At 75.8% G+C, this 19,946-nt stretch carries 16 protein-coding genes, 2 pseudogenes and 1 riboswitch; of the genes and pseudogenes, 9 read left to right on the top strand and 9 right to left on the bottom strand.

Annotated elements, in window-relative coordinates:
- Nucleotides 1-97: 97 nt before the first annotated feature.
- Complete coding sequence (locus IEY96_RS06050) at nt 98-1,654, top strand: S1 family peptidase (protein ID WP_189193807.1); 1,557 nt, start codon at nt 98-100, stop codon at nt 1,652-1,654.
- Between the two features lie 86 nt (nt 1,655-1,740).
- Here IEY96_RS06050 and IEY96_RS06045 read toward each other — a convergent pair whose 3' ends face one another.
- Both IEY96_RS06045 and IEY96_RS06040 read right to left on the bottom strand, forming a co-directional pair.
- Nucleotides 1,741-3,318 (bottom strand): type III secretion system chaperone family protein, encoded by a 1,578-nt coding sequence (locus IEY96_RS06045; protein ID WP_189193806.1) that lies wholly within the window; start codon nt 3,316-3,318, stop codon nt 1,741-1,743.
- Entirely contained in the window at nt 3,315-3,794 is a 480-nt protein-coding gene (locus IEY96_RS06040; protein WP_189193805.1) for a type III secretion system chaperone family protein, read from the bottom strand. Before IEY96_RS06040 ends, IEY96_RS06045 begins: the two co-directional genes overlap by 4 nt.
- Before the next feature lie 113 nt (nt 3,795-3,907).
- Between IEY96_RS06040 and IEY96_RS06035 the strand changes: the two genes are divergently transcribed.
- Nucleotides 3,908-6,352 carry a DNA translocase FtsK gene (locus tag IEY96_RS06035; protein ID WP_189193804.1) on the top strand — a complete coding sequence of 815 codons (2,445 nt, stop codon included), beginning with the start codon at nt 3,908-3,910 and terminating at the stop codon, nt 6,350-6,352.
- Nucleotides 6,353-6,412: 60 nt separating this feature from the next.
- Here IEY96_RS06035 and IEY96_RS06030 read toward each other — a convergent pair whose 3' ends face one another.
- Nucleotides 6,413-6,658, bottom strand: coding sequence for a hypothetical protein (locus IEY96_RS06030; protein WP_189193803.1), 246 nt, complete (start codon nt 6,656-6,658; stop codon nt 6,413-6,415).
- A gap of 96 nt (nt 6,659-6,754) precedes the next feature.
- A complete protein-coding gene (locus IEY96_RS06025; protein WP_189193802.1) occupies nt 6,755-7,069 on the bottom strand; it encodes a DMT family transporter in 315 nt (104 codons plus the stop codon).
- Nucleotides 7,070-7,121: 52 nt separating this feature from the next.
- Nucleotides 7,122-7,187: riboswitch (guanidine-III (ykkC-III) riboswitch) on the bottom strand.
- A 95-nt stretch (nt 7,188-7,282) separates the two neighbouring features.
- On the opposite strand from IEY96_RS06025, the gene IEY96_RS06020 reads away from it, so the two are divergent.
- From IEY96_RS06020 to pspM, 7 genes are all read left to right on the top strand, one after another.
- The gene (locus IEY96_RS06020; protein ID WP_189193801.1) at nt 7,283-8,206 is read left to right on the top strand and encodes an ornithine cyclodeaminase family protein; all 924 of its coding nucleotides are present in this window, start codon (nt 7,283-7,285) and stop codon (nt 8,204-8,206) included.
- A gap of 75 nt (nt 8,207-8,281) precedes the next feature.
- On the top strand, nt 8,282-9,820 hold the full coding sequence (gene rimO, locus IEY96_RS06015) for a 30S ribosomal protein S12 methylthiotransferase RimO (protein WP_189193800.1): 1,539 nt from the start codon (nt 8,282-8,284) through the stop codon (nt 9,818-9,820).
- A gap of 47 nt (nt 9,821-9,867) precedes the next feature.
- The gene (gene pgsA, locus IEY96_RS06010) at nt 9,868-10,449 is read left to right on the top strand and encodes a CDP-diacylglycerol--glycerol-3-phosphate 3-phosphatidyltransferase (protein WP_148428135.1); all 582 of its coding nucleotides are present in this window, start codon (nt 9,868-9,870) and stop codon (nt 10,447-10,449) included.
- A 98-nt stretch (nt 10,450-10,547) separates the two neighbouring features.
- Nucleotides 10,548-11,111 carry a CinA family protein gene (locus IEY96_RS06005; protein WP_189193799.1) on the top strand — a complete coding sequence of 188 codons (564 nt, stop codon included), beginning with the start codon at nt 10,548-10,550 and terminating at the stop codon, nt 11,109-11,111.
- Nucleotides 11,112-11,336: 225 nt separating this feature from the next.
- Nucleotides 11,337-11,786, top strand: a complete 450-nt coding sequence (locus tag IEY96_RS06000; RefSeq protein ID WP_189193798.1) for a helix-turn-helix domain-containing protein — start codon at nt 11,337-11,339, stop codon at nt 11,784-11,786.
- A 167-nt stretch (nt 11,787-11,953) separates the two neighbouring features.
- Entirely contained in the window at nt 11,954-12,802 is an 849-nt protein-coding gene (locus IEY96_RS05995) for a PspA/IM30 family protein (RefSeq protein ID WP_189193797.1), read from the top strand.
- 16 nt (nt 12,803-12,818) lie between these two features.
- Nucleotides 12,819-13,598, top strand: a complete 780-nt coding sequence (gene pspM / locus IEY96_RS05990; protein WP_189193796.1) for a phage shock envelope stress response protein PspM — start codon at nt 12,819-12,821, stop codon at nt 13,596-13,598.
- Nucleotides 13,599-13,722: 124 nt separating this feature from the next.
- On the opposite strand, the gene IEY96_RS05985 is transcribed toward pspM, so the two are convergent.
- The 5 genes and pseudogenes from IEY96_RS05985 to IEY96_RS05970 form a co-directional block, all read right to left on the bottom strand.
- The gene (locus IEY96_RS05985) at nt 13,723-17,334 is read right to left on the bottom strand and encodes a fibronectin type III domain-containing protein (protein ID WP_189193795.1); all 3,612 of its coding nucleotides are present in this window, start codon (nt 17,332-17,334) and stop codon (nt 13,723-13,725) included.
- Nucleotides 17,335-17,515: 181 nt separating this feature from the next.
- A pseudogene (locus IEY96_RS05980) lies at nt 17,516-18,121 on the bottom strand (zinc finger domain-containing protein); the annotation flags it as partial.
- 201 nt (nt 18,122-18,322) lie between these two features.
- Nucleotides 18,323-18,496 (bottom strand): annotated as a pseudogene (locus tag IEY96_RS33315) (DNA-formamidopyrimidine glycosylase family protein); the annotation flags it as partial.
- Nucleotides 18,497-18,541: 45 nt separating this feature from the next.
- The gene (locus IEY96_RS05975; protein WP_189193793.1) at nt 18,542-19,336 is read right to left on the bottom strand and encodes an SAM hydrolase/SAM-dependent halogenase family protein; all 795 of its coding nucleotides are present in this window, start codon (nt 19,334-19,336) and stop codon (nt 18,542-18,544) included.
- Complete coding sequence (locus IEY96_RS05970; protein ID WP_189193792.1) at nt 19,333-19,839, bottom strand: GNAT family N-acetyltransferase; 507 nt, start codon at nt 19,837-19,839, stop codon at nt 19,333-19,335. The genes IEY96_RS05975 and IEY96_RS05970 overlap by 4 nt, the downstream gene beginning before the upstream one ends.
- Nucleotides 19,840-19,946: the final 107 nt, after the last annotated feature.

Raw genomic sequence — 19,946 nt, 5'->3', positions numbered from 1 at the left:
TCGGTCGATTCTGACCGGTCGCCTTCAACCGATCGGCGTCCGTCTCCGTATACCGCTCCGGCAGGCGTACCCCGCGTGGCCGGGAGGAGCGTGGCGGATGGACCGCAGACGGATGACAGCCATCGGCGTACTGGTGGCGGCGGCGGGCACGGCGGCGGCGGTGACCCTGCCGTCGTTCGCCGGCGAGAACCCGGCGACCCGGCGGACCGCCCCGGCGGCGTCCGACGGCGTCGCGCCCGAGGTGCTGGACGCGCTGAGCCGCGACCTCTCGCTCACCCGCGACCAGGCGGCCCGGCGGCTGAAGACCGAGCGGTGGGCGTCCGGCACGGTGTCGAAACTCCGCAGCGAACTGGGCGCCGACTACGGCGGCAGCTGGCTCGGCGCCGACGGCACGACGCTCAACGTGGCGGTGGCCGATCCCGCGCAGGCGGCCCGGGTGACCGCCGCGGGCGCGGTGCCGAAGCGGGTCGACCGCGGGGTCGCCGAACTGGACGCGGTGAAGACCCGCCTCGACGCGGCCGGCCGCGACGCCACCCCGGACGTCTCGGGCTGGTACGTCGACGTGCCCACCAACTCGGTGGTGGTGGTCGCCCAGCCGGGCGCCGAGGCGGCCGGCCGCCGGTTCGCCGAGGCCAGCGGGGTGCCCGCCGGCGCGGTACGGGTGCGGACCGCCGACGAGGCGCCCCGCCCGCTGTTCGACGTGCGGGGCGGCGACGCGTACTTCATCAACGACGCCGGCCGCTGCTCGGTCGGGTTCTCGGTGGTCGGCGGCTTCGTCACGGCCGGGCACTGCGGCCGGCCGGGGGACCGGACCACCGGCGCGAACCGGGTCGCCCAGGGCACCTTCGCCGCCTCCTCGTTCCCCGGCGACGACTGGGCCGTCGTCGAGGTCAACGGCCAGTGGACGCCGCAGGGCGTGGTGAACGACTTCAACGGCGGCACGGTGCCGGTGAACGGCTCCACCGAGGCCCCGGTCGGCGCCTCGGTGTGCCGCTCCGGCTCGACGACCGGCACCCGCTGCGGGGTGATCCAGGCCAAGAACGCCACGGTGAACTATCCGGAGGGGACGGTCACCGGGCTGACCCGGACGAACGTCTGCGCCGAGCCGGGCGACTCGGGCGGCGCCTGGCTCTCCGGCGACCAGGCGCAGGGCGTCACCTCCGGCGGTTCCGGTGACTGCACGAGCGGCGGGGTGACCTTCTTCCAGCCGGTCAACGAGATCCTCCAGCGCAACAACCTGACCCTGGTCACCGCGGGCGGCCAGCCGGCGCCCTCCGCGCCGCCGGCCGGGGGCGGGTCCACCGCGCCGCCGGCGAGCACCGCGCCGGCCACCCCGCCGGCCGGCGACGCGGCCGCCTGCACCGGGCAGGTGAGCCGGACCGGCCGGATCGCCGCCGGGCGGGCGCAGGTCCAACCGGACGGCCGCTTCTTCCGGGTGTCCGGCGGCGCCCAGGAGGCGTGCGTGTCCGCGGGCGCCCGGGTGGCGCTGGAGCTGCAACGGTTCACCGGCACCGCGTTCCGCACTGTGGCCCGCGCCGACAGCGTCGACGGCCTCGCCCGGCTGACCGCCGAGACCCCGGCCGGCGCCTACCGCTACCGCGTGGTCGGGCTGGCCGGCGCCGGCGAGTACGCCCTGGCGTTCTCCGCCCGCTGAGCCGCCGCCGGGTCGACCCCGGCGGCACCGGACCGCGGCCCCCGTCCACCACCGCCCGGTGGCCGGGGGCCGCGCCGCGCCCGGGGTCAGGGCAGCGCGGCGACCGCCTCGGCGAACGCGGCCCCGGTGCTGACCGCCGCGGTGACCAGCACGACGAGCTGCGCCGGGGCCACCCCGTACGCCAGGTCGGTGGTGACGTCGGCGGCCAGCAGCAGCGTCCCGTCGCCCGGGTCGTGCACGTACGCCGCCGGCAGCAGCCGGTCGTGGTTCCAGGCGTTGCAGAACGCGTACGCCTCGGCGCGGCGGGCGGCCGGCAGCCGGCGCAGCGCCACGGCCCGGGCGTGCAGCACCTCGCCCTGCGGCCCGAGCCGTCGGAACTGGACCACCGCCTCGCTCCAGCGCCCCACCACGGTGCCGTCCGGATCCAGCGTGTACGCGTCGCCGCGCGCGTCGAGGGCGGCGGTGAGCAGCCGCAGGCTCAGCGGGGCGACGTCCTCCTCGCCGGGCGGCCCGGGCTCGGCCGGGTCGTGGTCGGCCCCCACGTCGTCCTCGTCGGGCAGCGGCACCGGGTCGGCGAGCGGCCGCTCGGCCAGCCAGGAGGCGATCCGGCCGGACTGGTGGCCGGTGCCGTTGCGGGCGTCGAAGCTGCCGGCCAACGTGGTGGCGAGGGCCTGGAGCTGGCCGCCGAGCGTCGCCACGTCCACCTCGGCGGCCGGCCGGGGCCCGTGCCCGGGGCGGTGGATCCGCCGCCCGCCGAGACCGGCCTCGACGGCCAGCCCGCAGAGCAGCGCGCCCGCCGCGGCGAACTCCATCGCGGAGAGGTCGTCGGCCGGGTGGTCCAGCCGGGGCAGCTGCTCGGCCAGCACGTCCAGCCCGTGGGCCAGGTGCCCGCCCAGGGCACAGAAGCGCAGGTGGGCGGCGAGTTGCGGGAACGCCGCCCGCTCCCGGCGGTGCCGGCGGTACGCCCGCACGTGCGCCCGGGCGGCGCGCGCCGCCTCCCCGGTACGCAGCCAGGGCAGCATCCCCGCGGCGAGGGCCCGCTCCGGCTGGTCGGTGCAGCCCGGCTCGCCGTCGAGCGCCGGCTCCAGCGCGGCCAGGGCGGCCGCCGGCTCGCCCCAGCCGGCCAGCAGCTCGGCCCGGCGGGCCGGGGCGCAGCCGGCACAGCCGGCCACCGGGTCGGACCCGTCGCCGGCGGACCAGCGGTCGTACTCGCGGCGGGCGGTCGGCTCGTCGCCCAGGTGGTCGGCGAGCCGGCAGCGCAGCTCGGCCACCGGCTCGGCGTCCGGGCCCAGCCGGTCGGCGAGATCGTCCAACAGGGAGCGGGCCTGGTCCAGGGCCACCCGGGGGGTGCCGAAGAGCGCCTCCACGGCCTGCCGCTGGTGCCGGTGCAGCCGTTCGACCTCGCCGGGGCCGTCGAGCAGCCCCGGTTGCCGGTCCACCGTGGCCACGCAGCGGCGTACCGGCTCCACCGTCCGCCACCGCTCGCCCAGGTGCAGGTACGCCTCGACCAGCGCGAACCGCGCCGCCAGGCCGGTACGCGGGTCGCCGGTGGCGTCGGCCCGGGCGGCGATGCGTTCCAGCTCGGCGCAGCGGGCCTCGCCGTCGGGCAGGTCCCGGGCGTCGGAGAGCGCGCCGGCCAGGCCCCGGTCCCGGGAGGTGGTCACCGGACCACCCCGCCGGGCAGGTCCGCCACGGCGGCGGCGAGCTGGCAGCCGGTGGTGACCCCGCAGTCGACGAGCTGGTCGAGCTGGTGCGGGGTGACCCCACGTTCCAGGTCGGTGGTCACCTCGCCGCAGACCTGGGCCAGCCCGTCGTCGGCGACGTGCACGAACGCCTTCGGCCAGAGCCGGTCGTGGTTCCAGGCGTTGCAGAAGGCGTGCAGGTCGGGCACGTGCTCGATGCCGAACCGGTGTGCCGTGACGGTGCGCACCTGGAGCAGCTCACCGGCGCCGCCCCGCCGGAAGAACCAGATCAGGCTCCGGTCCCAGCGGCCCACGAGGTCGCCGTCGGCGTCCCGGGCCACCGCGTACCCCCGGATGGCCAGCACGGCGGCGATCAGCTCGCCGGTCAGCGGTCGCAGCGCCTGGGGGTGTCCGGCCAGGGGGCCGTCCGGACCGTCCTCGATCTCCGGCGACGCCATGCGGGCATCCCTTCTGAGGCGAATAACACAAACGGCGGTGGATTCGTGCCGCGACGCGCGGACACGACCCGGAAAAGCGGCGATCTGCCGGGTCCCGCCGTTACGGTGACTGTATGGCGGGCCGTACCTCTCAGGCGAGCCGGCGGCGCGGCGCGTCGCCGCGCGGAACCACGAACAGCCGTGCCCGCCAGCCGGCCAAGAAGGCGACCAGGGCGACCGCCCGGCGGCGCCCGGCCCCCGGGCCGAGCCCGGCGGCCTTCCTCGGCCGCGCGCTGGGTGCCCTGTGGATGGGGCTGGCGCACGGCGTGGGCTGGGCCTTCCGGGCCGCCGGCCGGCAGGCCGCCACCACCCGCGAGCTGGACCCGGAGCACCGCCGCGACGGCGCCGGGCTGCTCCTGTTCGGCCTGGCCATCCTCAGTGCGGTGGGCATCTGGTCCGGCGGCGCCGGGCCGGTGGGCCGGCACCTCGCGGACACCGTGCGCCTCTTCGTCGGGGCGATCGCCATCGTGCTGCCGGTGCTGCTCATGGTGGGCGCCTGGCGGCTGATGCGGACCCCGGCCGATCCGGCGCACCGCGGGCGCGGCCTGGTCGGCTGGGGCTCCATGCTGCTCGCCACGGCGGCCATGCTGCACATCGGACAGGACCCGGTCGACGAGGTCCAGCGCGACTACGCGGGCGGCCTGCTCGGCGCCGGCGTGGGCGACCTGCTCAAGTCCGCGGTCACCGCCTGGGTGGCCATGCCGCTGCTGCTCCTGCTGCTGGTCTTCGGGCTGCTGGTGGTCACCGCGACCCCGATCAACAAGATCCCGGAGCGGCTCGGGCTGCGCGCCGCCCCGGTCCCGCCGGCCGACGCCGAGGAGGCCGAGGCCGAGGCGGCGGCGAAGCCGGCCCGCAAGCGGGCGGCCAAGCGCCTCCCGCCGCCGGTGGACCCGCTGGACGCGGACGACGACCTCGACGGCGTCGACCTCCAGGACACCCTGGTGCTGCCGCGCAAGAAGGTGCCGGCGAGCCGCAAGCCGGTCGAGCCGCCGGAGCACTCGCCGCTGCCCACCCGCGCCGAGCAGCTCGCGCTCACCGGGCTGGCCGGCGACTACACGCTGCCGCCGGCCAACATGCTGGGCAGCGGGGCCGCCCCGAAGACCCGGAGCAAGGCCAACGACGAGGTGATCGCCGCGCTGACCGGCGTCTTCGAGCAGTTCGACGTGGACGCCGCGGTCACCGGCTTCACCCGCGGCCCGACGGTCACCCGCTACGAGGTCGAGCTGGGGCCGGGCGTCAAGGTCGAGCGGATCACCCAGCTCTCCCGCAACATCGCGTACGCCGTGAAGTCGCCGGACGTGCGGATCCTCAGCCCGATCCCGGGCAAGAGCGCGGTCGGGGTGGAGATCCCGAACACCGACCCGGAGAACGTGGCGCTCGGCGACGTGCTGCGCTCGCGGGCCGCCACCAGCGACCACCACCCGATGGTCGTGGCGCTCGGCAAGGACATCGAGGGCGGCTACGTGGTGGCCAACCTGGCCAAGATGCCGCACATCCTGATCGCCGGGGCGACCGGCGCGGGCAAGTCGTCCTGCCTCAACTCGCTGCTGGTGTCGATCCTGACCCGGGCCACCCCGGACGAGGTGCGGCTGCTGCTCATCGACCCGAAGCGGGTCGAGATGACCGGCTACGAGGGCATCCCGCACCTGGTCACCCCGATCGTGACCAACCCGAAGAAGGCGGCCGACTCGCTGGAGTGGGTCGTCCGCGAGATGGACATGCGCTACGACGACCTCGCCGCCAACGGGGTCCGGCACATCGACGACTACAACCGCAAGGTGCGCAACGGCGAGATCAAGGCCCCGCCGGGCAGCGAGCGGGAGATCCGGCCGTACCCGTACCTGCTGGTGATCGTGGACGAGCTGGCCGACCTCATGATGGTCGCGCCGCGCGACGTGGAGGACTCGGTCGTCCGGATCACCCAGCTGGCCCGGGCCGCCGGCATCCACCTGGTGCTGGCCACCCAGCGTCCCTCGGTGGACGTGGTCACCGGCCTGATCAAGGCGAACGTGCCGTCCCGGCTCGCCTTCGCCACCTCCTCGCTGGCCGACTCGCGGGTCATCCTCGACCAGCCCGGCGCGGAGAAGCTGCTCGGCCGCGGCGACGGGCTGTTCCTGCCGATGGGCGCGTCGAAGCCGATCCGGATCCAGGGCGCCTGGGTGACCGAGCGCGAGATCCACGACGTGGTGAAGTTCTGCAAGGACCAGCGCGAGCCGGAGTTCCGCCCGGACGTGCTGGCCCCCGCGCAGGACAGCAAGAAGAAGATCGACGAGGACATCGGCGACGACCTGGACCTGCTCGTGCAGGCGGTGGAGCTGGTGGTCACCTCGCAGTTCGGCTCGACCTCGATGCTCCAGCGCAAGCTGCGGGTCGGCTTCGCCAAGGCGGGCCGGCTCATGGACCTCATGGAGACCCGGGGCGTGGTCGGCCCGTCCGAGGGGTCCAAGGCCCGCGACGTGCTGGTCAAGCCGGACGAGCTGGAGGAGGTCCTGGTCGGCCTGCGCGGCGGCGAGGACTGACCCGTCCCGGACAGACGTCAGGGCCCGCCGGTGCTCCCGGCGGGCCCTGACGCGTACGGGTCAGGAGTTGTAGATGGCGTAGCCGATGATCATGCCGATGACGGCGCCCGCCACGCTGGCGGCGGCGGCGTACCAGCCGAGCGGCTTGTCGCCGAGCACCGCGCCGACGATGCCGAGCACCAGGCCGACCAGGCCGAACAGCGGCGGCAGGAAGAAGATCGCGATGACCGCGAAGACGAACGCGAGAATCGTGCAGACGCGGGCCGCGCTGCTGCGCGGGCGGGCGGTGGCGTGGATGTCGGCCATGGTGTCCTCCGTAGTGGGTCTCCTCGGGTGGGGCGAGGGAGAACTACCCGCACCGGCCCGGCGTCCAAACCGGACGTCCGGGCTGGCCGGAGGTGGTCAGTGGAAGAGCTTGAGGCCGACCACGCCGGCGACCACGAGCAGGAGGCAGGCGATCCGGGGCAGGCTGGCCGACTCGCCCAGCGCCGCCATGCCGACCACGGCGGTGCCGACCGCCCCGATGCCGACCCACACGGCGTAGCCGGTGCCGACCGGGATGTCGCGCAGCGCGTACGCCAGGCCGGCCATGCTGGCCACCAGTGAGACGACGAAGACCAGGGAGGGGAGCGGGCGGGTGAAGCCGGCGCTGCGGTCCAGGGCGATCGCCCAGGCGGTCTCCAGCAGTCCGGAGAGCACGAGCACGAGCCAGGCCATGGGGCACCTCTGACGGGACGGGCCCGGCCACCGGGGCCGGGACGGGCGGTCACGCGGGGCGTCTTGGCCTGACCGGGTACGCCCACCACTCGTCCGGGGCGGCACGGGGCCGCCGAGGCCGACGCTAGCACCGCCCGGGCCGGCGGGCCGGCACGGTGACGAACCCCACCCTCGCTGGAGTTCACGCGAACTTCAGGTTGCACCATGGTCGGCATGACCGTGCTCTTCTCCGACGAGGACGTCGCCGCGGCCGTGGACGCCCCGCTCACCGTCGCCGCCATGCGGGACGCGCTGCTGGCCGCGTACGAGGGGCGGCTGATCGCCCCGCCCCGGGCGTCCGCCCCGCTCGGCGGCGGCCGGATGGTGCTCACGGCCGGGCACCTCACCGGCGAGTGGTACGGCTTCCGTTCGTACGACACGTTCGGGCACCCGGAGAGCGGGCAGCTGGTGGTGCTGCACGACGCGGGCACCGGGGCGGTGCGCGCCATCGCGGTCGGCGAGGAGCTGGGCTCGCGGCGCACCGGGGGACTGGGCGGGGTGGCCGTGGACGCGCTGGCGCGCCCCGACGCGGCCACCCTCGGGGTGGTGGGCTCCGGACGCCAGGCGTGGACGCAGGTCTGGGCCGCCGCCGCGGTCCGCCCGCTGCGCGAGGTGACCGTGCACAGCCGCTCGGCGGCCCGCCGGGAGGCGTTCGCCGCCCGGGTCCGGGCCGAACTGGGCGTGCCGGCCCGCGCGGTCGACTCGGCCGCCGCCGCGGTGCGGGACCGGGACCTCGTGGTGCTCGCCACCACCAGCACCACACCGGTGCTGGCCGCCGCCGACCTCGCCCCGGGCACCCACGTCAACACCGTCGGCTTCAAGCAGGTCGACCGGCACGAGTTCGGGCCCGACCTGCTGGACGCCGCCGACCTGTTGGTCACCGACTCTCCCGCGCAGGCGGCCGCGTACGCCCCGCCGATGCTCGCCGCCGTCGAGCCGTACGCGGACCGGCTCCGCGACCTGGGCGCGGTGCTGGCCGGAGCGGTCCCGGGGAGGACCGGCGCGGACCAGATCTCGGTCTTCTGCTCCACCGGCCTGGCCGGCACCGAGGTCTTCCTGCTCGACCGGCTGGCCCGGGTCGGCGCGGCGGCCCGCTGACCCGCGGCGCGTGTGAGCCGGCCGATGCCGGCGGCCCGCCGCCGTGGGGTTCCCGCCGCGGCCCGGTACCCTCGGATGGTGTCTGCCACCTCCCCTTCCGACAGCTCCAGCTCGGCGCGTCCGACGGAGCTGTCGTCTCCCGCCGACGGCCGTCGCGTCGCCCTGCTGACGCTGGGTTGCGCCCGTAACGAGGTCGACTCGGAGGAGTTGGCCGCCCGGCTGCACGCCGACGGGTGGCAGGTGACCACCGACGGCGAGGGCGCCGACGTGGTGGTGGTGAACACCTGCGGTTTCGTGGAGAAGGCCAAGCAGGACTCGATCCAGACGCTGCTGGCCGCCGCCGACACCGGCGCCAAGGTGGTCGCCGCCGGCTGCATGGCCGAGCGGTACGGCCGCGAGCTGGCCGACAGCCTTCCCGAGGCGCAGGCGGTGCTGAGCTTCGACGACTACCCGGACATCGCGGCCCGGCTGGACGCCGTGCTGGCCGGCGAGGCGCTGGGCGCGCACACCCCGCGCGACCGGCGCGAACTGCTGCCGCTCACCCCCGTGAAGCGTCGCGAGGCGGCGGTGTCGCTGCCCGGCCACGGCACCCCGACCCGGGTCGCCACCGAGGCCGACGAGCACACCCCGGCGCACCTGCGGCAGGTGCTGCGGCACCGGCTCGACACCGGGCCGGTGGCCTCGCTCAAGCTGGCCAGCGGCTGCGACCGGCGCTGCGCGTTCTGTGCCATTCCGGCGTTCCGTGGGGCGTTCGTCTCGCGTACCCCCGACGAGCTGCTCGCCGAGGCGGAGTGGCTGGCCAAGACCGGCGTCCGCGAGCTGGTGCTGGTCAGCGAGAACTCCACCTCCTACGGCAAGGACCTGGGCGACCCCCGGGCGCTGGAGAAGCTGCTGCCGCAGCTCGCCGCGATCGACGGCATCGTGCGGGTGCGGGCCAGCTACCTCCAGCCCGCCGAGACCCGGCCCGGCCTGGTCGAGGTGATCGCCACCACGCCGGGCGTGGCCGCGTACTTCGACCTGTCGTTCCAGCACTCCAGCGAGCCGGTGCTGCGCCGGATGCGCCGGTTCGGCTCCACCGAACGGTTCCTGGAGCTGCTCGCCTCCGCCCGCGAGCTGGCCCCGGAGGCGGGCGCGCGGAGCAACTTCATCGTGGGCTTCCCCGGCGAGACCCGGCAGGACGTGGCCGAGCTGACCCGCTTCCTGAGCGAGGCGCGCCTCGACGCGATCGGCGTGTTCGACTACAGCGACGAGGACGGTACCGAGGCCGCCGGCCTGCCCGGCAAGGTCTCCGCCGCGACGATCAAGCGGCGCTACGACAGGCTCGCGGCGCTCGCCGACGAGCTCTGCTCGCAGCGGGCCGAGGAGCGGCTCGGCTCGACCGTGGAGGTGCTGGTCGACTCGGTCGCCGACGGCGTGGTCGAGGGGCGGGCCGCCCACCAGGCGCCCGAGGTCGACGGCTCGACCACCCTGGTCGCCCCGCAGGGCGGCGGGGTGGACCTGGCCGCGCTGCGCCCCGGCGACCTGGTCCGGGCCACGGTCACCGCGACCGAGGGTGTCGACCTGGTCGCCGTACCGGATGAGATGATCTCGGCGGCGCCCGGCGCGGCACGGTGACGGCGGGTCCGGACAGAACGGGGGAGCCACGTGGGGCGGTGCCGGACATGACCGGGGCGGAGTCGACCGTGGCGGCCCCGGTGCCCCTGCTCAACGCGGCCAACGTGCTGACCGCGGTGCGGCTGGTGCTGGTTCCGGTGTTCGCGGTCACCGTGGTCGCCTCCGCGATGAGCCACGCCGGCTGGCGGATGGCGGCCTGCCTGATCTTCGTGGTCGCCTCGGCGACCGACCTGGTGGACGGCTGGATCGCCCGCCGGTTCGGGCTGGTCACCTCGCTCGGCAAGGTGGCCGACCCGATCGCCGACAAGGCCCTCACCGGCGCCGCCCTGGTGCTGCTCTCCTGGTACGACCGGCTGCCCTGGTGGGTGACCGTGGTGATCCTCGCGCGCGAGCTGGGCATCACGGCGCTGCGCTTCTGGGTGATCCGGCACGGCGTGATCGCGGCCAGCCGCGGCGGCAAGATCAAGACCGCGCTCCAGATCCTGGCGATCACCTGGTACCTCTGGCCGATGCCCGACGCGCTGGCCCCGGTCGGCCCCTGGATCATGGGCGCGGCCGTGGTGGTCACCGTCGTCACCGGCTTCGACTACATCGCCCAGGCCCTCCGGCTGCGCCGCCCCACCCGCTGAGCCCGGCCGGCGCGGCGCGTCGTCGGCGATAACCTCATGATCGGCGATTCGGTGCGCACGATGAGTAGGTCGCGGCGGTGGGGGAAGAAGGGGCCGGCATGGGGACGGATGCGAACCACGAGCGGCCCGCCGGCAGTCCGGCGGCCTCGGTGGTGCACAGCCTGCACGAGCGCAAGGAGACCCTGGCCACCGTCGAGTCGCTGACCGGTGGGCTGCTCTCCGCCGCCATCGTGGAGATCGCCGGGGTGAGCGGGATCTTCCGGGGCGGCCTCGTGGTCTACGCCACCGAGCTGAAGTCGGAGCTGGCCGGCGTACCGGAGGACCTCGTGGCCGAGCGCGGACCGGTCGACCCGGACGTGGCCGCCGCCCTCGCCGAGGGCGGGCGGCGGCGCTGCGGCGCCGACTGGGGGCTGGCCACCACGGGCGTGGCCGGGCCCGAGCCCCAGGACGGCAAGCCGGTCGGCCTGGTCTACGTCGCCGCGTCCGGTCCCGGCGGCACCGAGGTACGCGAGCTGCGCCTCGACGGTGGCCGGGACCACATCCGCGCGGCCGCGGTGATCGAGGCGCTGCGCCTGCTCGCCGAGCAGATCCACGCCGCCGTCGAGGCCGACGAGGCGGAAGCCGCGGGCGACGCCGACCGGGCGGGGGCCGGACAGCGGTGAGCCGGTCGCGACCCGCCCGACCCCGGGACCACCGGCCCGGGGCCGTCGGCCGGCCCGCGCGGGCGGTTCCGCAGGATTGGAGAGGCGGGGTGGGATGTCGTCGAGGCGACCAACGGGTACGGTTGCGGGAAGGCTCCGGCGGGCGACGTCGGCGCCGGGCCGGTCCACCGCGCCCGGTGCGGCACGCGCGGCCGGAGATGGTGGTCCCGTACAGGGGGAGGTGCGATGGTCCTGCTACGCCGTGTGATCGGTGACGCACTGCGGGCGCGCCGGCAGGGGCAGCACCGCACCCTCCGCGAGGTCTCGTCCGCCGCCAACGTGAGCCTGGGTTACCTCTCCGAGATCGAGCGCGGCCAGAAGGAGCCCTCCAGCGAGCTGCTGGCCGCGATCTGCGACGCGCTCGGCGCCCGCCTCTCCGAGTTGCTGCGCGAGGTCAGCGACACGGTCGCGCTGGCGGAGCAGATGCCCGGGGTGCTGGTCCCGATGGCCGACGAGCCGGTCGAGTCGACGCCGGTCGCACCGGCGGCCGTGCGCAAGGCGACCAGCCGGGGGGTCCGGCAGGTCACCTCCGACGGCTCGGTGTCCGTCCAGGTCCGCCAGGACTCGCCGCTCAAGGCGACGCTGCGCAGCACCCGGGTCCGCCCCGCGGACCGGGACGTGGTCTGCGCCGCCTGATCCCACCCGCCGCGACATGGCCGCCGGTGGTGGCCACGTCGTACTGTTGATCAGGGTCGTACGGGTGCCGGGGTTGGCGTCCGACTGGGACGATGGAGGCACACCGCGCGGCTCGCCGGTCGACCCCGGTCGAGGCGACGTGACGCTACTGAGGGGACAAGGCGGAGATGGCGAACCCGTTCGTCAAGGGCTGGAAATACCTGATGGCGCTCTTCGGCGCGAAGATCGACGAGCACGCCGACCCGAAGGTGCAGATCCAGCAGGCCATCGAGGAGGCCCAGCGGCAGCACCAGGCGCTGGTCCAGCAGGCGGCCGCGGTCATCGGCAACCAGCGCCAGCTGGAGATGAAGCTGTCCCGGCAGATGACCGAGGTCGAGCAGCTCCAGGGCAACGCCCGGCAGGCACTGGTCCTGGCCGACCAGGCCCGGGGCCGCGGTGAGGAGACCGAGGCGGCGCGCTACGAGCAGTCCGCGCAGCTGCTCGCCAGCCAGCTGGTCTCCGCCGAGCAGGCGACGGAGGACCTCAAGACCCTGCACGACCAGGCGCTCGGCGCGGCCGCACAGGCACGCAAGGCGGTCGAGAACAACTCGATGATCCTCCAGCAGAAGCTGGCCGAGCGCACCAAGCTGCTCAGCCAGCTGGAGCAGGCCAAGATGCAGGAGAGCGTGGCCCGTTCGCTGGAGTCCATGTCCTCGCTCACCGCCCCCGGCACCACCCCGGCCCTGGATGAGGTCCGGGACCGGATCGAGCGCCGCTACGCCGACGCGATGGGCCGGGCCGAGCTGGCCGGCAACTCCGTCGAGGGCCGGATGCTGGAGATCCAGAAGGCGACCCTCGACTCGGCCGGGTCGGCCAGACTGGAGCAGATCCGGTCGAGCATGGCCGGCGAGCAGCTCGGCGGCCGGCAGGAGCGCCCCGCCGTGGGCCAGCCGACCGACCCGGCCGCCGCCCGCCTCGACGAGATCCGGGCCACCATGAGCCGGGAGCGTGGCACCGGGGAGAGCACCACGAGCTAGGGGACGGGGGAGACCGATGGTGGACGAGCGGGCGCGGCACTTCCGCCGGCTGCGCAGGTTGCGCCGGTCCGCGCGGCGCTGGAGCGTCCTGGCCGGTGGGCTGGGGGGCGCCGCCGCCGTGCTGACCCCGTACGCCGGGTTGGGCCTGCCGGACGCGGCCTGGGCCGGCGCCGCGGGCAGCGCGATCGCACTGGCCGCCTGGCGCTGGGTCGACCTGCGCGCACTCGCCGCCGTGCCGGCCCCGCCGGCCCTCGACCCGGCCGAGGCCGCCGCCCGCTCCCGGGCCCGGCTGGTCGCCGCCGTCGAGCGGCTGCCCGTGGGCCCCGGCGTCCTCGCCGAGGTACGCCGGGTCCGCTCCCGCCTCGCGCTGCGCGGCACCACCGCCGCCGAGGCATGGGCCCGGCTGGACCGGGCCGCGCTCACCCTGGCCGGGCTGGCCGGCCGGCTCACCGGGCTGGCCGAGCCGGCCGTCCGCGAGGCGGCCGAGGCCGACCGTTCCCTGCGTGATCTCGCCAACCGGGTGGCCGGCGTGGAACGCGCCCTGAAGCTCGCCCCGGCCGAGGCGCGCGGGTCCCTCGCCGAAGCGCACGCCACCCTGGTCGAGCAGCTGGAGAGCGGGGTGGCCGCCTACGAGCGGCTCGTGGTGGCCGCGGCCGGCTACGTGGCCGAGGACGCCCACCCGAGCACCCAGGACCCCTCGGCCGCCCGCCTCACCGAGGCCACCGACCTGCTGCACGGCGTCGCCGGCGCCCTCGCCGAACTCCGCACCACCCAAACCCCCCTCCGCACCCCCTGACCCCGCGCCTCCTCCTCCCCTGCCCTCCGCCTTGTTGATCAAGAAGTTTGCGTCAGGATTCGCCCCACTTCCGACGCAAACTCCTTGATCAACGACGGGAGCGCAGCCGGGCGGGGTGGGTGGGTTAGTCGGGGGTTGTTACCTGGGTGGGGGTGGTCCAGGGGGACGTGCCCACCACGTTCGTGGAGCGGATGCGGTAGTGGTAGGTCGTGCCTCGGGCCAGGCCGGTGTTGGTGAAGCCTCGGGCGGTGACGCTGAAGGTGGCCACGTCGTGGGTGAAGCCGGCGTCGGTGGCGCGCTGCACCACGAAGCCGGCGCCCGCTCCGGCCGGCGTGCTGGCCGACCAGCTCAGGATCACCGTGGCGGTGTCCGGGGCGGGCGCGGTGGCGGTGGCGAGCACCGCGGTCGGCAGGCCGGGGCGGGGCGGGGTGGTCACGGTGGACACCGTCGACCAGGGTGACGCCGCGCCCAGGTAGGTGGTGCGTACCCGGTAGTAGTAGGTGGTGTCCGGGGCGACCGCCGGGTCGAGGTGGGCCTCTCCGACGGCGATGGCCGTGGTGCCCGGCCCGCTGGTGAACGTCGGGTTGGTGGCCCGCTGCACGTCCACGCCGGTGGCGAAGGAGCGGTTGGCCCAACGCAGCGCGACCCGCAGCGGCGCGGCCGGCGGCACCACGGCGGCCAGCTTCGCCGGAGCGGTGAGCTGCACCGAGGCGGGGACGCTGTTCGACCAGGCCGAGCAGCTCACCGCGTTCTCGGCCCGGATCCGGTAGTGGTAGGTGATCCCCGGGGTGACGGTCGCGTCGGTGTACCGGGTGGCCGCGGCGGCCACGGTGATCTCGGTGAGCCCGGCCGTGAAGGCCGCGTCGGTGGCGCGTTGCAGCCGGTGGCTGGTCGCCGGCGGGCGGCTCCCGTTGCCGGTCCAGGCCAGCGCGATGGCGGGCAGCGCGGTGGCCGAGCCCGGCGCCGGGGTGGCGGTCAGCCCGGTCGGCGCCTTGGGCGCCACCCGCAGCACCAGCGGCCGGCTCATGCCCTGGTCGCGCAGCCCCGCCGAGCGGGTCTGCCAGCGGTACTCCCAGCCCAGGTTCACCAGTTGGTTGACCACCACGGCGGGCCGCCCGTCGACGGGGCTGACCGGGCTGGCGTCCAGGCGGGCGCCGGCCGGCCGGGTCGGGTCGAGCAGCCGTACGCTGTCGCCGATCTTGAAGGGCAGGGTGGGCGGGACCGGGCGCAGGGCCACGATCACGTCCTCCCGCGGGTTGACCCGGACGGTGTCCTTCCAGCCCAGCTCGCCCGGGTCCGGCGGGCGGACCGTGCCGTCCCAGCCGACCCGGTTGACCAGTTGCACGTCGCAGCCCTCGATGTGCACGGGATGGGTGCGGGGTGCGTCGCCGACGATCCGCCACAGCTGGGTGCCGTCGGCCGGCGCGCCCACCGGCACGGTCGGCTCGGTCGCGTACAGCACCTCGGTGGCCGGGTCGACCGGGCCGAGCGGCAGGGTGGCCGGGGTCCGCGCCCCGGCGTTCGGGTGGCCGACGCCGAGCCGCCCCACGGCCCGGCCGTGCCGGGGCTCGAAGACCTGCCCGACCGACTTCACCGCCAGCGGCAGGGTGACCGGGGCAACCGCGCCGGTCGGGGTGAAGGTGACCGAGGTGGCACGCGCCGGCACCAGCGTCTCGCCGGAGGTGCGGGTGCCGAAGGTCGCGTCGTAGGCCGGTTGCGGCACGATCGGCGGTCGCTGGCTCTCCGCGTACGCGCCGGGCAGCCGGGCGGCGAGCCGGTCCCGGTCGTACGGCGCCGCCGGGGTGCCGGTGACCCGGATCTGGAGCAGCGTCCGGGTGTTCGGCCCGTAGCCGGGGTGGGTGGCGGGGAGGCCGCCGGTGGCGGTGCGGTCCGGGGCGTCGGTGTGGTGGTCGTAGCGGGGATCGAACCGGGGCAGCGGCGCCGGGCAGTCGTTGTAGAGGATCAGCGTGCTGCCCGGCGGGACGGTGGCGAAGTCCACCACCACGTCGGCCCGCTCGCCGGGCGCGAGCAGCAGGGTGTGCCCGTCCACGTTGAGCACGGTGGGGTCCTGGCGGTCGTACCGGTAGCTGACAGGGCGGTTCGGCCGCACCACGGGGGCGGGCAGCAGGCCGCCCTCGTTGCCGATCTGGATCAGCTCGGGTCCGGCGGCGGCCGGGTCGGGCACACCGCCCTCGCGCCCGTCGACCGGCCAGTGCGCCGGCCGGCCGGCGGCCCGGGCCGCGTCGACCATCGGCACCTCGCCGGCGCGCGGGTCGCCCGGAGCGCCGCTCTCGGTCCACAGGGGCCGGTCCGAGCCGGCCCGGTAGAGCTGGAGGTTGAGCGCCCGGTCGGCGCAGGCGTTGAGGATCCGGAACCGGTACGCCCGCGGCGCGACCTCCACGTACGGGTAGGCGACCCCGTTGACCAGCGGCGTGTCCCCGTACGCCTCGGGCACGGCCGACGGGTGCGGCACGCCCGGCGCCAGCGGCGGCTCGTCCGGCTCGGTGACCGGATCGTGGTGCGGGTTCGGGACCGGGGCGACCCAGGGGCTGGCCCCGCCGTCCGGGTCGTGGGTCCACGGGCCGTAGTCCCAGCGCCCGGTCGGGTTCCCGCCGGTGCTCCGGTACGGGTTCTGCCGGGGCTGGTAGACGTGCGGGTGCCAGAGGCTGCCCTTGGCGCCCCAGCGGTCCCGGTCCCAGGTGGGATCCTGGGCGGCGAGCTGGGCGTCGTCCGGCACGAAGGTCTTGTCCTCGATCACCAGGGGAAGCTGGTCGGCCGGCAGTACCCCGTCGTCGACCAGCCGTTCCTCCGCCGGGTCGGTGAGCAGGTAGAGCGCGAGCTGCCCGGAGTAGACGGTGAGCCGGGACAGGCCGAGGGTGTTGTCGTGCAGCCACATGAGCCGGCCGCTCTGCTCGTTGGGGAAGTAGAGCGTGGTGGCGCCCGCGCCGGGCGGCGGCATGTCCGGCACGGGGCTCACCCCCACCCCCGTCGGGTACGGGGTGATCTCGCCGGCCGGGGTGACCCACTGCCACGGGTTGCCGGCACTGATCCACCCCGTCTGCGCCCCGGCCAGGTGCGGCACCGCCCGGTTTCCCGGATACGGCGCGGGCCCGTCCAGCGGGCCCGTCCCGGCCCCGTCGACCGTCTCGTCGACCGGCAGGAAGAGTTCGCCGGCCCGGCCGGTGGGCAGTTGGTTGATGAACTTGATCCGGACCGGCCGGCCGCGCCGGGCGACGATCATCGGGCCGAGGTGCCAGGGCCGGTCGGGCGGGCTCACCGTGTTGTGGCCGGACGCGTCGGTGCCCAGGTTGAGCTGGCGGTAGCCGCGCAGCCGGGTGGCCGGCAGGTCGCGGTGCAGGCGTTGCGCGTACTCCTGGAGGCCGATCTCGTAGTAGTCGCAGCCCGGCCAGGTGATCGTGTCGGGGACCGCGACCGGCAGGCGGGCGCCCAGCCCGGCGGCGGCCAGCGGGCCGGGCACCGGCAGCGGGTCGACGAACTTACGGATGCCGGTGCCGGGCACCGGACGGCCGTCCCGGTCGAGCGCGGGCAGCGGGCTGGCGGCGAAGTTCGGCACCGGGCCGAAGCAGCGCGGCACGGCGGCCGGGTCGAGGCTGGCCGGGGTGGGCCCGGTCTCCTCCTCGGCGGGGCGGGCGGCGGGCACCGTCGGCGTGTGGTTCTCGGCGGTCCGGGCGGCCCGGTCCGTCCATCCCGGCCGGAGTCTGCGGAACAGCACCATGGCTCTCCCCGGGGTCGGGGCGCGCCTGCCGTCACCCCGACGTGGCGGGCGTACGCGCTGCTGACGATCGGTGAGCACTCCACCGCAGCATGCGACGCCGAAGGTGCGGGAGGGAACTACCCAATCGTCCCTATCTCGGGCGATCTTGGGTGGTTCGTGGAAGTTCCACGCGCCGTCCCGCTCAGCGGTCCGGCTGGCAGGCCGGGCACCAGTAGGTCACCCGCTCGCCCAGCTCCTCCTTGCGGATCGCCGTGCCGCAGCGCCGGCAGGGCTGCGCCCGGCGGCCGTAGACGTAGCTGGTCTGCCCGCGGTGCAGCGAGCCGGTGGTGCTCTGCGTCCAGCGGCCCCGGTTCGCGGCCAGCAGCCGCTGGGCGAGGCCGACCGTGCCGGCCAGGTCGGGCACCGCGCGGACCGGCGTCCACGGGGAGACCCCGCGCAGGAACAGCACCTCGCACTTGTAGAGGTTGCCCACCCCGGCCAGGTTGCGCTGGTCCAGCAGCGCCTCCCCGATGGTCTCGTCCGGGTGGGCGGCCAGCCGGCGGACCGCCTCGTCCGGGTCCCAGTCCGGGCCGAGCAGGTCCGGGCCGAGGTGGCCGACCAGGGACTCCTCCTCGGCGGTCGGGATCAGGGCCAGCTCGTGCAGGTGGTAGCCAACCGCCACCGCGCCGGGGGACCGGAGCACCACCCGGATCAGGTGCGCGGGACGGGCCGCCCAGCGCTCGCCCGGGGCGTACGCCCGCCAGGCGCCGTCCATCCGCAGGTGCGAGTGCAGCGTCCAGTCCCGCCCGCTCGCGGCTGCGGCACCGGCTGGTGGCGCGTCGGCTCGCGCGGCGCCGGTTCGCGGGGCGTCGGCTCGCGGGGCGTCGGTTCGCGGGGCGTCGGCTCGCGGGGCGTCGGCTCGTGCGGCGTCGGCTCGTGCGGTGTCGGCTCGCGGGGCGTCGGCTCGTGCGGTGTCGGTGGTTTGGGTGGCGGCGGCGTCGGTCGGCGCGGTGAGGCGGAGCAGCAGGTGTTTGCCCCGGCTGGCCGACTCGTGCACGGTCCAGCCGGTCAGGTCGGTCGCGGCGAGCTGCGGCACGCGGAAGTCCGAGCCGGTGAGCCGGGCGCCGGCCAGGGCGCGCTGGAGGACGCGGGCGGTGTTCCAGACGGTGTCGCCTTCGGGCACCTCTCCATCCTCCCTCGGCCCGCCGGATCCGCAGGGTGGGGCGGCTCAGCCGCCGGTGACCGTCACCACCTCGCCCGGACGTACGCCGAGCAGGTCCACGGCCCGGCCGGTGTTGACCGCCAGCGCCACCAGCCCGGCCGAGTCCACGTACGCGACCAGCCCGCCGGCCGGCGCGTCGCCGAACGTGTGCCCCCGCACCGCCGCCCGGCCGGCCACCCGTACCCGCTCCGGCAGCCCGGACAGCAGCTCACCGGGTGCGGCGAGCTGGACGTTGCCGAAGTGGTCGACGGTCAGCACCTCGGCGGTGAAGCCCGTGTCGTCGGCGCGGACCAGCGGCGCGGGCAGCCGGACCAGCGTGGCCGGGTCCACGGCCGGCCCCGCCTCGGCCAGCGGCGCGCCGAGCGCCAGCCGCGCGGCGACCGGGGCGAACACGTCCCGCCCGTGGAAGGTCCGGGAGACCGTCGGGGCGAGCCAGGCCGGGTTGGTCAGCTCGACCGCCCCGGTGATCCCGCCGAGGGCCTCGGCGGCGTCCAGCAGCAGCCCGTTGTCCGGGCCGACCAGCAGCCCGCCCGGGGTGGCCAGCGCGACACCCCTTCGGGCGGTGCCGACGCCCGGGTCGACCACCGCCACGTGCACGCCCACCGGCAGGTACGGCACGGTCTGCGCGAGCACCGCCGCGCCCCGGCGTACGTCCGCCGGCGGCACCAGGTGGGTCACGTCGATCACCCGGGCGGCCGGGGCGAGCCGGGCGAGCACCCCGTGGCAGGCCGCCACGAACCCGTCGGCCAGGCCGTAGTCGGTGGTCAGCGAGATCCAGGCGCTTCCGTCGGGACCGGTCACGGCCGAACCTCCGACCCGGTGAGCCGCCGCTCCAGCCGCAGCTCGTCATGGAGCGGGATGTCGTCCTCGCCGAGGTACGGGATGCTCGGCTTCACCGCCCGCGCCCGGTCCACCGCGCCGGCGTCCACCGCCACGATCCGCAGCCCACGGCGCTGGTAGAAGCGGAGCGCCCGGAGGTTGTCGTTGGTGGTGACCAGCCAGAGCCGGTCCGCCCCGGCGGCCGCGGCGAGTGCTTCGGCGGCGGCCATCAGGGCACTGCCGGCGCCGTTGCCCGGTGCCGTGGCGGCCAGGCTCACCACCTCCAGCCCACCGTCCGCGAGCCGGTGCACCAGCGCCCCGGCGAACCCGCCCGCCCCGTCCACAGCCACCAGCGTGGGCAGTTCCCGCAGGTCGTAGCGGGTGTCGTGGACCACCACGTACGGGCCGCCCCACTCCCGTCGGTGCAGGGCCGCGACATCGGCCTGGTCGCCGGGTCCGGCGGGTCGTACCTGGATCGAGGCCATCGGTCCCCCTCGTCGTCTGCGCAGCACACCCTAACGAGCGAGGCACCACGTATCCGTGTGGTCGGCGTCCAGCGCAGGCACCGCCCCCGCTCCGCGCACTTGCCCCG

This window comes from Micromonospora fulviviridis (assembly GCF_014648395.1).
GTDB lineage: Bacteria > Actinomycetota > Actinomycetes > Mycobacteriales > Micromonosporaceae > Micromonospora > Micromonospora fulviviridis.
Note: the sequence above shows the minus strand (reverse complement) of the source record. Positions and strands in the feature narration are given on the sequence as shown.